Source organism: Nocardiopsis sp. TNDT3 (assembly GCF_003427465.1).
GTDB lineage: Bacteria > Actinomycetota > Actinomycetes > Streptosporangiales > Streptosporangiaceae > Nocardiopsis > Nocardiopsis dassonvillei.
In genome coordinates this window covers 1-12,075 of sequence record NZ_QPFC01000482.1, presented here as the reverse complement: position 1 = coordinate 12,075, position 12,075 = coordinate 1, and the positions used below count along the sequence as shown (strand labels likewise).

Here is a 12,075-nt window from a genome sequence, read left to right as displayed (position 1 = left end):
GGGCGCTCAGGTCGAGCAGGACCTGGGCGCCCAGGCCGACGCACAGGGTGACGCCGGTCAGCGCCGCCGCGGGCAGCACCAGGCCCGCGCGGATCCTCGTGGCGGCCGGGGGCGCGGTGACCGTCCCGCTCCCCTGCGCCGACCGTCCGCCCCCGGGTTCGGGCCCGGAGCCCGGGTCGGGGCCCCAGAACACCGAGCCCCAGATCTTGAGCATCGACATCAGGGTGATGAGGCTGACGGCGACGGCGACGGCGGCGACCGCCCACTGGCCGTCGGCGAAGGCGGCGGCGACCAGGGTGAGCTTGGCGACGAACCCGGAGAAGGGCGGCAGTCCGGCCAGGGACAGGGCCGCGCCCAGGAAGGCCAGGGCCAGCAGCGGTTCCCGGCGGGCCACGCCTCCCAGCCGGTCGAGTCTGCCGGTGCCGTGGACGTGCTCGATCGCGCCGGTGGACAGGAACAGGGACGCCTTCACCACCATGTGGTGGATGAGGTAGAAGATGCCCGCCATCAGTCCCAGTTCGGTGAACAGGGCGACGCCGAGGAGGATGTAGCCGATCTGGCTGACCATGTGGAAGACCAGGATCGAGCGGGTGGTGTCCTCCCCCACCGCGCCCAGGACCCCGATCAGCATGGTCGCGCCGAACAGCACCAGGCCCACCCACAGCAGCGAGGACTCGCCGCCGAAGACCACCGCGTAGAGGCGGTAGATCGCGTAGATGGCGACCTTGGTGTGCAGACCGGAGAACAGGGCGGTCACCGCCGGGGAGGGCGCGGTGTAGGTGCGCGCCAGCCAGCCGTGCACCGGCACGACGGCGGCCTTGACCGACATCGCCAGCAGCACCACGCCCATGGCGGCCGCGACCACGGGCGACTCCTGGGCGGCGCCCGCGAGTTCGCCGAGCTGCACGGTTCCGGCGGTGCCGTAGACCAGGGCGACACCGGCCAGGAACACGGTCGAGGTGAGCAGGTTGACCGCGACGTAGATCCGTCCGCCCCGCAGGCCGCGCAGGGTCCCGGCGATGGCCATCAGCCCGTAGGAGGGCAGCAGCATCACCTCGACGAACACGAAGAGGTTGAACAGGTCGCCCGTGAGCAGCGCCCCGTACACCCCGGCGGACAGCACCAGCACCAGGGACGGGAAGAAGCGCCGACCGGCCTCGCCGGTGGCCACGGCGAAGGCCGAGCACACCAGCACCAACAGGGCGGTGGTGGTGACCATCAGCGCGCTGAAGGTGTCGGCGACGAAGGGGATGGACACCCCGGCGGGCCACAGACCCACCTGGTGGGCGTGTACCTGTCCCTCCCGCGTGCACCAGACCAGTACGGCACCGGCGGCGAGCGCGAAGGCGCTGGTCCCCAGGAACAGGGCGCGGGCCACCCCGCGTGCGAGGGGCAGCACCAGCAGCGCGGCGGTCAGGAGGGGAACCGCGACCAGCACGGGCAGGAGAACGGGGATCATGAGGCGTCCTCGGTGTCGTCGCTCTCACCGGTCGCGGCGAGGGCGAGCATGTAGATGGTGATGGAGAAGGCGATGACGATCGCCGTGAGCACGAACGCCTGGGGCAGGGGGTCGGCCATGGCGGCGCCGGTGTCCCGCCCCAACAGGGGTTCGCCCCGGCGGAAGGCGCCGCCCGCCGACATCAGCAGGAGGTTGACCCCGTGGCTGAGCAGGACGAAGCCCAGGACGACGCGGACCATGCCGCGTTGCAGGATCAGGTAGACGGCTCCGGCGCTCAGGACGCCGATCGTGATGGCCAGGGTCATCGGGTGCCTCCGGTGGCCGGACCGTGCTGGACGGGGTCGTGTGTGCGGTGCGTGTCGGGCTCCGGGGGGCTCTTACGCCCGCTCCGGGGCAGCCCCAGCTGGTTGAGCGCGGTCAGCAGCACGCCGACCACGGCCAGGTAGACGCCCACGTCGAAGACGAGCGCGCTGGTGAAGTGGTAGTAATCGCCCCAGGGCAGGGGGATCTCGGCGTGCAGGGGCCGCAGGAAGGACCCGTCGGCGTAGCCGAGCAGCCCGGTGGCCGCGGCGGTGAGGACTCCCGCGGCGATGAAGGCCGGGTAGGCCAGGCGGATGCGGGCCGCCGAGGCGCTGGGCGCGGTCAGGTAGGCCAGGGCGAAGGCCGAACCGCCGACCAGTCCGGCGATGAAGCCACCGCCCGGGGCGTTGTGGCCCCTCAGCAGGAGGTAGAGCGACCACAGCACCAGCAGCGGGATGAGCCAGCGCGCCACGGTGCGCATGATCACGGTGTTGTCGTCGGCGTCCCAGACCGGGTTGGTCCCGGCCACGCGGGGGGAGACCTCGCCGTTCGCGGTGAGACCGGACGAGCGCAGGACGGCGATGATGATCAGGCCGGCCACCCCCAGGACGGTGAGTTCGCCCAGTGTGTCCAGGGCCCGGTAGTCGACCAGGATCGTGTTGACCACGTTGGTGCCGCCGGTGTCCTCGGGCGCGTGGGAGAGCAGGTAGTCGCTGACCCCGGAGAGCTCCCTGCGGCCGGTGAGCAGGTAGGCGCCCAGCCCCGCCACGGTCCCCGCGGCCAGGGCGACCGCCGCGGTGAGGGCGGTGCGTGAGCGGCGGACCCGGTGGAACTCGCGGGGGAGCCGGCGCAGCACCAGGACCGCCACGACTACCGTCAGGGTCTCCACCAGCAACTGGGTCAGCGCCACGTCGACGGCGCCGAGGAAGACGAACCACAGCGCGGTGGCGAACCCGGCGACCCCGACCAGGGCCAGGGCGGCCATCCGCGAGCGGGTCACCACCGAGGTGAGCACCGCGACCGCCACCAACGCCACCAGGAGCCAGTCCAGCGCGCGTGAGGTGGGAGCGGGCGGCAGCCCGTAGTCCAGTCCGAGAGCGCAGACCACGGCGGCGAGCGCGATGAGCATGACGAACGGCACGGCCAGGTGGCGGGTGGGCGCGTCGGTGCGGGTCAGGTCGCCCACGCGCGTTCCCAGGGCGATGACCGCCGCGTGCACGCGTTCGAAGACGCCTGTGCCCCGGACGGGGAGGAACCGGCGCCCGGCGAGTTTCTCCCCGGAGCGGGAGGCCCAGGTCAGGAGGGCGCCCAGGAGCAGGGCGGCGGCCGACATCCCCAGGGCCGGGTTGAGTCCGTGCCACAGCGCCAGGTGGGAGTCCGCGGGAGCCAGGACCGCGTCGCCGGCCGCCCAGGAGACGGCCGGGTTCAGCGCCGTGGCTCCCAGCCCCAGGACCAGGCCCGCCGCCGCGGTGACCACGGGGGCGGCCAGGAGGAGCGCGCCCGCCTCCCGGGGCGGTTCCCGGTCGGGACGGCGTCTGCCGCTCCCGCCGAAGGCCAGGTACACGAAGCGGAAGGCGTAGGCGAAGGTCAACGACGCCGCCACGACCGCGACGGCCCCGGCGACCGGACCGGCCCAGGCGGGCCCCGGTGTCTGGAGAAGCGCCTCGAAGAGGTTCTCCTTGCTGACGAACCCCAGGAGAGGGGGGACCCCGGCCATGGACAGGGCGGCGAGCGCGCTCACCGCCGCGGTGACGGGCATCGCCCGGCGCAGACCGCCGAGTTCACGCAGGTCCCGGGTTCCCGTCTGGTGGTCGATCACGCCCACCGACATGAACAGCGCCGACTTGAACAGGGCGTGGGCCGCGGTGTGCACGACGGCGGCGACGAGCGCCTGCGGGGTTCCCACACCGATGACGGCGACGAGGAAGCCGAGTTGGCTGACCGTGGAGTAGGCGGTGAGCTCCTTCAGGTCGTGCCGTCGCAGGGCCAGCACGGCGCCGACCACGGCGGTGGTCAGACCGGCGACGACCAGGGTGGCACCCCACAGCGGCGTGTCGCTGAAGGCCGGTGAGAAGCGCATCGCCAGGTAGACGCCGGCCTTGACCATCGCCGCCGCGTGCAGGTAGGCGCTCACCGGGGTGCTCGCGGCCATGGCGTCGGGCAGCCAGTAGTGGAAGGGGAACTGGGCCGACTTGGTGAACACCGCGATGACCACCAGCACCGCCACGGTGCCGGTGAAGGCGGTGTCCTGGGTCCAGGACGGGTCGCCCAGGATCGCGCTGAGGCGGGTGGTCCCGGTGCGCACCCACAGCAGCACCACCGCGGTCAGCAGCGCCAGGCCGCCCATGGCGGTGAGCAGGAACGTGCGCACGGCCGGTCGTGAGGCGCCCGGTCCGGACAGTCCGATCAGGTGGAAGGAGCAGATCGTGGTCAGCTCCCAGAAGACGAAGAGCAGGACCACGTCGTCGGCCAGGACCAGACCGGTCATCGCCAGGGCGAAGGCGCTCATCAGGACGTAGAAGCCGGTCCTGCGCCCGGGCGGGAAGTAGCGGGTGGAGTAGGCCATGACCAGGGCGCCCACGCCGAGCACGAGCACGCAGAACAGCCAGGCCAGGCCGTCCATGCGCAGGTGCAGGCCCACGCCGAGGGCGGGCATCCAGGGCAGGGACGCCTCCAGGACCCGGTCGTGGTTCCACAGGGAGGGCCCCCGGGCGCCGACCCACAGGGCCGCCAGGGTCAGCACCAGGGCGATGGGCCACCCCGCGGCGCGGCCCAGCGGGCGTCCCAGCAGCGGGACGAGCAGGGTGGTGACGGTGAGTACGGCAAGGAGGAGCAGCAGCACGCCGCTGTCCTTTCACGGTTGCGCGCCGGTCCCCGGGCATGCGGGCACACGCCGGGGACGGCCGTGGCGCACAGGGGTGCGGCACGGTCGGCGTTCAGCGAAAAAAGGTGGAGGAGGGCACGCGAAAGGTGCCTCGCGCAGGACGGAAGCCGAAGAGGACCGCGGGCACTGACGTCGGATGCCGGTGCCGTGGGCAGACCGGTAGCCGAAGAGGACCGCGGACGCCGACGTCAGATACCGGTGCCGTAGGCAGGCCGGTACCCGACGGCGCGCGGACACGGGGCGACCGTCATGCGGAAAGGAGAAGACGCCTCGGGCGAGGCGGAAGGATCAGCTGCGTCCGGGCGGGCAGGAGCTGAGTTCGCCGTGGGCGTTGGTACCCCACGAGGTGGAGTAGCCGTTGGTGCCCAGGGGGCGGGGGTTGCGCACGGGCAGCTTGTGCCGTTCGGCGAAGCGCGAACGGCCGACGCGGGCGTAGACGTCCAGGGCGCGGAAGCGGGCGCCTTCGAGGAGTACGGGCGCGTGACGACGCGACGGGGGCGCCGTGGCCACTGACCGGGACATCACAGCACCTCCTCTCACGTCTCGCTGGGTCACAGCGGGTGCCACCGTACCAGCTGCTACTTCACGCGGGCCAGACGAGGACGCCGCGCACTGGATGTGAACAGGATCTCAGTATGTTCTGGTTTCGACCGCCCGGCCCTCCGGGAGCCCCGGGCGGGCGCGGGCGACGGCTCCGGGCAGCCGGACGCACCCACTCGCCCGACCCCTCCGGCGGGTGCGCGGGCGGGGCCCTGACCAGGAGGAGGGGTGCGCGGGCCGGGCACCCAGCGGTCCGCCGGGCGCCGGGCCCTCCCCCTCACCCGCCGGGTCGTGCTCCGGCCACGCGGGAGTCGATCCAGGCGCACAGGTCCTCCAGGGCGGCCTCGGTCCGCTCCCGGTCACCGGTCATGAGGAAGTCGGTCTCCAGTCCGGCGAAGGCGGCGTTGAGCACGGTGGCGTGCACGAGGGCCGCCTTGGGGCCCAGGCCGCGCGCGGCCAGGCACGCCGCGACGAACTCCGCGCGCCTGCGTGCGAAGCCCGGCACCGGGCACGGGAGCCTGCCGCTGGCGGCCAGTCCCTCGATCTCGCGGATCAGGCGGGTCGTGGCCACCTCACCGGAGCCGAGGTTGCGCTTCCAGGTGGAGCGGACGATGGCGCCGACCGGCACGGAGGGGTCCTCCCAGCCCGGGGTGGCGCGCAGGGCCTCGTGCTGCTGCTCGTCCAGCCGTTCCAGCACGGCGGCGACGAGGGCGTCCTTGTCCGCGAAGTGGTGGGTGAGCACACGGGTGCTCTGCCCGAGCCCCTCGGCCAGGGCGCGCAGCGAGAAGTTGCCGATGCCCGTGCGGGAGAGCTGGCCGATCACCGCGTCGACGACGTCCCGGCGACGGCGCGGGTCCGCGATCCGTGGCATGGTGCCCCACCTCCGGAAGGCCACTTTGGCACACGGATAAGGGAAACACTTGTTACCTTTATCCCATGAGTGGTTTCCAACGGCCTCCCCTGTGGCTCCTCGCCCTGGCACTGGCCGCCTTCGCGGTCCAGACGGACGACTTCATCATCATCGGCGTGCTCCCCTCGATCGCCTCCGACGTGGACGTGTCGGAGGCCGCGGCCGGACAGCTCGTCACCGTCTACTCCCTCGTCTACGCGCTCACCGCGCCCCTGTGGGCGGTCCTGTTCGCCCGGATCTCCCGCAGACGGGCCCTGTTCTGGGCCCTGGCCGTGTTCACCGCCGCCAACGTCGCCGTCCCCCTCGTCGACGGCTACCTCCCGCTCGTGGCCCTGCGGGTCGTGGCGGCGCTGGCGGCGGCGGTGGTCCTGCCCGCCTCCCTGGCGATCGCGAGCACACAGGCCCCGCCCGAGCACAGGGGCCGCTACCTGGCCACCGTCATGACGGGCCTGACCGGCGCCATCCTGATCGGCGTCCCCCTCGGGACGTGGATCGGCGCCCTGCTGGGCTGGCAGGCGACCTTCGTGTTCGGCGGGCTCCTGGGACTGGCCTCCCTCGCTCTCGCCGCCCGCGCCCTGCCCGCCGGGTCGGACGGTACCGACCAGGAACCCCAAGCCCCGGCGGACCTCGTCCGCCCTCTGGTCAACCGGACCGTGGCCGTCGTCCTGGCGATCACCGTCCTGACCGTGGCCGGAAACCTCGCCTTCCAGACCTACATCGCGGTCGTCCTCTCCGGGCTCTCCGGCGTCACCCCCGCCCTGTTGGCGGTGCTGCTGGTGTGCTCCGGCGTCGGCGGCCTGCTCGGCACGCAGGCGTCGGGCCGCCTGGTGGACCGCCTCGGGCCCTTCCGCGCCTTCCTGTGCGCAGTCGTGCTCTTCTGCCTGACCATGTCGGCCGTGGCCCTGCTGTGGCTGGCGGCCCCGGTGCCCGTGTGGGCGGTGGTGCCCCTGCTCATGGTCTGGTCAGCCGCCGCGTGGGCGGTGCCGCCGAGCCTTCAGGCGCTCATGCTCGACCGGGCGGGTACACGCGCCGCCTCGCAGGCCATGGCGGTGCACAGCAGTTCGGTGTACGTCGGGGCGGCCCTGGGCGGAGTGCTCGGCGGCGCGGCGGTCGCCACGAGCCCCGGCCTGGTCCCGGCCGCAGCCGCTGCGGCCGCCGGGTTCGGTCTCCTGCTCAGCGCGCTGATCCGCCGCGCCCCCGCCAGAGCCGACGCCTGACCCCGGAGAGGGCACGGGGCAGCTTCGCGGGTGCGCGGGCCGGGCCGCCCCTGCGGACGGTGGCCGGGCTGGGGGTCCTGCTGCGGGATCAGGCGGGCGGCGGGCGGAGGAGTTCCCGGCCGGGACCGACGAGCAGGGTCGTGTCATGGTCGGTCGTCCTGAACTCTCCGATGCCGAGCGGGTCCTTCTCACCCCGCTCATGCCCGCCGACCCGCGCAAGGGCGAGAAGTGGGCCGATCACCGCCAGGCACGGCAACCCTCCCCTGCACCACCCCGGCCGCGTTGCGCCGCGCCTTGACCGAGCGCCTGTGTGCAGCCGTCACACCCGACGGCCCGTGGCCGCTGGCCGAACTCCAGCGCCGGTTCGCCTACGACCGGCTGGCCGCACGGCCTTACCACCACGACAGCGGATGGACCGTCGAAGGCGCCACCGCACTCCTCGCCCGAAAACTCGCAGTCCGCCGTACCGTCGACACCGGTGTCTACCGGCCCAGGGGGGCGGGAGGAGGAGTCCTTCGCCCGCGGTGGAGCGGCACGGCCCGTCCTGAGCACCTGCGGCGGACGGTTCGACGACAAGACCGGGCACCACCGCGACAACGTGGTGATCACGGCCGCGGCTCGCGCGTGGGCGAGTGGTCGAGGGTCAGAGATCTGAACCCGGGCTCGCGGCAGCCAGCCGCTCACGGTGGGTGCGATAGAGACGGGTCCCGATCGGGCGACCGGCATGCCAGACGACCGCGGGGACGGCGGCGCGCAGGAGCTGGGCCTGCTCCTCGCTCGCCCCGTGCAGGGCCATGCCCAGCATCAGCAGACGCCGAGCGAAGGTCACCTTGCCGAAGGACGCCTCGACGGTCGCCTTCCACTCGCGTTCGGTCAGGTAGCGATCGATGAGCGGCAGGATCCGCTCCTCCTCCAGTGCCAGATGCTCGTACAGCGCCGGCAGCAGACGCTCCGCGACGGCGGCGGCAGCATCCCGGTCGGTGGCGTCGGCGGAGGCCCGCCAACGCCGACTGCCCGCGGCGAGCGCCTCCAGCTCGCCGTCGATGAAGGCGTGCTGCCGGTCCATCGTCTCGACGAGGGGCTCGACGTCGGCGGGGCAACGCTCCCGCAGCCGGGGCCACACATGGTCGTCCTCGCTGGTGTGGTGGGCGTGCAGGAAGTCGACCATCATCAGGACGTGGCGGGCGACGACGGTGGTGCCGTCCGCGTCACGCGCCGACACGCCGGCGACCAGCGCGGGCAGAGCGCCGAACTCCCGCCTCATGGCGTCGTGCGCGCCGATCATGTCGCGGCTGTCGGCCATCTTCTCGTTGTGCATGGGAGCAGCTTCGGGGCTGTACCTTTCAAGCCGCCTACAGCACGGATACGGCGGCCGCCGCGCCGTTTGCCGCCGTCGGTGGCATGGGCTTACATGGTGCGGTGCTGACATTCTCGGTGCTGGGTCCGTTCGAGGTTCACGCGGGAGATCAGCCGGTCCACGTCGGGGGCCGGCTGCCCCGCAGGCTGCTGGCGATCCTGATCGCCGCGGAAGGGCGTCCGGTCCGGGATGACAGCCTGGCCGAAGGACTGTGGGGTGACCGCCGGCCACGCGATCCGGCAGGCGCCCTGCAGGTGTACGTCTCCCGCCTGCGCCGGGTGCTGCCGGGCACGGCGCTACAGCGGTCCCCCGGTGGCTATCGGCTTCTTGCCGCTGACACCGACGTCGAACAGTTTCGCGGCCATCTCGTCCGCGCCCGTGCGTTGGCGGCCGGCGACCGCCACGCCGATGCGCACGAGGCCTTCGACACGGCGCTGCGGTTGTGGCGCGGGACACCGTACGAGGATCTGGCCGACGACGAGTCGACGGCCGCGGTCCGTGCCGCCCTGGTGGAACAGCGCGACAGCGCCCAGGAGGAGGGCGCTGCGGCGCTGCTGGCCACCGGCGACCACGCCGGTGCGGCGGCCAGGCTCGAGCTGCTGGTGCACGCCGAGCCGTACCGCGAACGCCGATGGCAGTTGCTGGCCCTGGCGCTCTACCGCTCGGGACGCCAGGCCGACGCCCTGAACGCGGTGCGCCGGGTCCGGACCCTGCTGGCCGAGGAACTGGGTGTCGACCCCGGACCGGAGTTGCGGCAGCTCGAAGGCCGCATCCTGTCACAGGACCCGGCCCTGGCGGCCGCCGGTGCCGGGGCCGCGACGCCCGGTGATCGGCCGCTGTCGTCGTTCATCGGCCGCGACACCGATCTGGCCGTGCTGGACCGTCTCGTCGGCATGCACCGGCTCGTCACCGTCGTCGGGCCCGCCGGGTCGGGCAAGACCCGCCTGGCCGTGGAATGGGCGGGGCGGAACGCCGTCGTCCGGCTCGCCGATGTGGCCGACCCCGCCCACCTGGTCTCGGCGGTCGCCGCGGCGGTCGACGTCACCGGGTTCACCGGAGACCCGTACGAGGTACTCGTCAAGCGGCTGCGCCTGCGCGGGGAACCCCTGGTGCTCGACAACTGCGAGCACCTCGTCGGCGAGGTGGCCCGGCTGGTCATCGACCTGCTCGACCGGATTCCCGCGTTGCGGGTGGTGGCCACCAGCCGCGGACCGCTCGGCGTCGACGGCGAGCACAGTCTCCCGCTCGGACCGCTGGCCGCGGACGACGCCGTGGCGCTGCTGGCCGATCGCATCCGCGCGGGCCGACCCGGCTGGGTCGAGCAGGACGCCGACCGCCGTGACCTGCGCCGCCTCGCCGACGCGCTGGACCGTCTGCCGCTGGCCCTGGAACTGGGGGCGGCGCGGGTGCGGACCTTCGGCGTACGGGGGCTGATCGAGCATCTGAACGACCGTTTCACCGTGCTGGGCCGGATCCCGCACGGCACGATGACCTCGCACGCGACCTTGCAGGAGGCCGTCGCCTGGAGCTTCGCTCTCCTCTCCGGCGACGAGCGTGATCTCGCGGTGCGGCTCTGGCCCTACGAGGGTGGTTTTCCCGTGGAGGCCGCGGCCTCCGCTGCCGCCGGGCTCGACGCGCTCGTCTCGCTGGTCGACCAGTCCGTGGTCACCGCCGAGACCGGCGGCGGCACCGCGCGCTACCGGATGCTGGAGACGATCCGGGCGTACTGCCGGTCCGTGGACGAGGATCCGGCGGCGACCCGCGCCGCCCATGCCGTCTGGGTTCGCGAGCTGGCCGCCCGGGCCGCGGGCGACCTGCAGGGCGTGCGGTCAGCGAGCACGATGGCGGCACTGCGTCTGGAGTTGCCGAACCTGCGCGCGGGGCTCGCGCACGACCTGACGCACGCCCCGGTCGAGGCGTTGCGCACGGCCGCGCGGCTCATGTGGTTCTGGATCCGCAGCGGCCTGCTCGACGAGGGCAACCGGATGCTGGCCGCGGCCCTGGCCGCCGCGCCGGACGCCCCGCTCGGCGACTCCGTGCGGGCCAAGACCTCGTCGGCCGGACTGTTCTACTTCACCGGCGACGTCACCACGGCACGGCGCATGCTGTCCGAGGCGCTCCTGGAGGTGGGCTCGGAACCGGGGCATCGCAGCCTGCTCGCCGAGGTCCGCTACTACCAGGCTCTGGTCCAGCTGCCGGGAGGCGACCCGGCGATCGCGCTGACCGCGTCGGCAGAGGCGCACGCCATCGCCACCGAGACGCGAACCACCTGGCTGATCGCGGCCACCTCCATGGCGTGGGGCGCCGCCCTCGTCATAGCCGGCCGGATCGCCGACGGCCGGCACCGGCTGCGGGCTGCCGTGCGGCTGGCCGACGCCTCCGGGCTGGTCTGGACGGCCGCGCTCAGCGAGCTGATGCTGGCCCAGACCCTGGTCGACGCGGGGGACGGCGAAGCGCTGCCCCTGCTGCGGACCTCGCTGCGGCGTTTCCTCGACGAAGGCGACCTGAGCAATCAGCTGGCCGTGCTGCACAACGGGGCCCTGGCCTTGGACGCGGCCGGCGATGCGGCTGGCGCCGCGCTGCTCCGCGACGTCGTCCATTTCCACCAGGCGCACAGTGACATCCGGCCGGCCGGCACCTACCTCCAGTCGGTCGTACCGCACGGCTGGTACGAAGGCGCCCCTCCCTCACAGCCGCCGACACTCGACGACGCCGTCGCCGTCCTGAACGCCCCGGTGCGCGCTGTCTGACGGTTGCAACCCGGGTGTAGGGGTGCCTGGCCAGGATCACGGAGCGGGCCGGTCCACGGCCCGTGCAACGTCGACACCCGTACCAGCTAAGGACCGTCTCCATGCGCATCGGCATCGGACTACCCAACCAGGTCCGCGACGTCCACGCCCCAGTGATTCCTGCCTGGGCCCGCCGGGCGGAGGAAGCGGGCTTCGCCACCCTGGGCACCACCGGCCGAGTCGCCTATCCGGGCGTGATGGACACCGTCGCCCTGGCCGCGGCCGCCGGGGCCACCACCACGATCGAGCTGATCAGCCAGGTACTGCTGGCGACCACCTGGCCGGGCGCGCTGCTGGCCAAGGAGGCGGCGTCGATCGACGGAGTCTCCGGCGGCCGGCTCACCCTCGGCATCGGGGTGGGCATCCGCGAGGACGACTTCGTCGTGCCCGGGCACGGACCCCGGGGCCGGGGCGCCCGGATGGACCGCGACCTGGCGACCTATCGGTCGGTCTGGGCCGGCGAACCCCTTTCGGGAAGCCCGAATCCGGCGGTTCCGGCCGGGGGACGGCAGGTGCCGCTGCTGTTCGGCGCCAATACCCCGGCCGCCTACCGCCGGATGGCCGAGTCGTCGGACGGCTACATAGCCGGGTCAGTGCCGGCGGCCCTGGCGTCCAGCGC

Annotated in this window: 9 protein-coding genes; 3 read left to right on the top strand and 6 right to left on the bottom strand. The window is 73.1% G+C overall.

The genetic code is table 11. The annotated features are described in order from the left end of the window. The 5 genes from DQW06_RS12515 to DQW06_RS12495 all read right to left on the bottom strand — a co-directional run. On the bottom strand, positions 1 to 1,459 hold a 1,459-nt coding region (locus tag DQW06_RS12515), incomplete at its 3' end, for a monovalent cation/H+ antiporter subunit D family protein (protein WP_157983422.1). Then, a complete protein-coding gene (locus tag DQW06_RS12510) occupies positions 1,456 to 1,764 on the bottom strand; it encodes a sodium:proton antiporter (RefSeq protein ID WP_117198494.1) in 309 nt (102 codons plus the stop codon). The genes DQW06_RS12515 and DQW06_RS12510, both read right to left, overlap by 4 nt. After that, a complete protein-coding gene (locus tag DQW06_RS12505; protein WP_117198493.1) occupies positions 1,761 to 4,601 on the bottom strand; it encodes a DUF4040 family protein in 2,841 nt (946 codons plus the stop codon). Before DQW06_RS12505 ends, DQW06_RS12510 begins: the two co-directional genes overlap by 4 nt. A gap of 330 nt (positions 4,602 to 4,931) precedes the next feature. Beyond that, complete coding sequence (locus DQW06_RS12500) at positions 4,932 to 5,165, bottom strand: hypothetical protein (protein WP_071621945.1); 234 nt, start codon at positions 5,163 to 5,165, stop codon at positions 4,932 to 4,934. Between the two features lie 295 nt (positions 5,166 to 5,460). Next, positions 5,461 to 6,054, bottom strand: coding sequence for a TetR/AcrR family transcriptional regulator (locus DQW06_RS12495; RefSeq protein ID WP_117198495.1), 594 nt, complete (start codon positions 6,052 to 6,054; stop codon positions 5,461 to 5,463). A gap of 65 nt (positions 6,055 to 6,119) precedes the next feature. On the opposite strand from DQW06_RS12495, the gene DQW06_RS12490 reads away from it, so the two are divergent. Continuing rightward, complete coding sequence (locus tag DQW06_RS12490; RefSeq protein WP_117198492.1) at positions 6,120 to 7,310, top strand: MFS transporter; 1,191 nt, start codon at positions 6,120 to 6,122, stop codon at positions 7,308 to 7,310. A 643-nt stretch (positions 7,311 to 7,953) separates the two neighbouring features. Here DQW06_RS12490 and DQW06_RS12485 read toward each other — a convergent pair. Next, positions 7,954 to 8,628, bottom strand: coding sequence for a hemerythrin domain-containing protein (locus tag DQW06_RS12485; RefSeq protein WP_117198491.1), 675 nt, complete (start codon positions 8,626 to 8,628; stop codon positions 7,954 to 7,956). Between the two features lie 101 nt (positions 8,629 to 8,729). Here DQW06_RS12485 and DQW06_RS12480 point away from each other — a divergent pair, with 101 nt between their 5' ends. Next, a complete protein-coding gene (locus DQW06_RS12480) occupies positions 8,730 to 11,417 on the top strand; it encodes a BTAD domain-containing putative transcriptional regulator (protein WP_198662435.1) in 2,688 nt (895 codons plus the stop codon). 101 nt (positions 11,418 to 11,518) lie between these two features. Then, positions 11,519 to 12,075, top strand: a 557-nt coding sequence (locus DQW06_RS12475; protein ID WP_117198489.1) for an LLM class flavin-dependent oxidoreductase, incomplete at its 3' end; no start/stop codon positions are given.

Coding starts and splice junctions, on each gene's coding strand:
- DQW06_RS12485 (WP_117198491.1), bottom strand. CDS start 8,628: ATGCACAACGAGAAGATGGCCGACAGCCGCGACATGATCGGCGCGCAC.
- DQW06_RS12500 (WP_071621945.1), bottom strand. CDS start 5,165: ATGTCCCGGTCAGTGGCCACGGCGCCCCCGTCGCGTCGTCACGCGCCC.
- DQW06_RS12490 (WP_117198492.1), top strand. CDS start 6,120: ATGAGTGGTTTCCAACGGCCTCCCCTGTGGCTCCTCGCCCTGGCACTG.
- DQW06_RS12495 (WP_117198495.1), bottom strand. CDS start 6,054: ATGCCACGGATCGCGGACCCGCGCCGTCGCCGGGACGTCGTCGACGCG.
- DQW06_RS12510 (WP_117198494.1), bottom strand. CDS start 1,764: ATGACCCTGGCCATCACGATCGGCGTCCTGAGCGCCGGAGCCGTCTAC.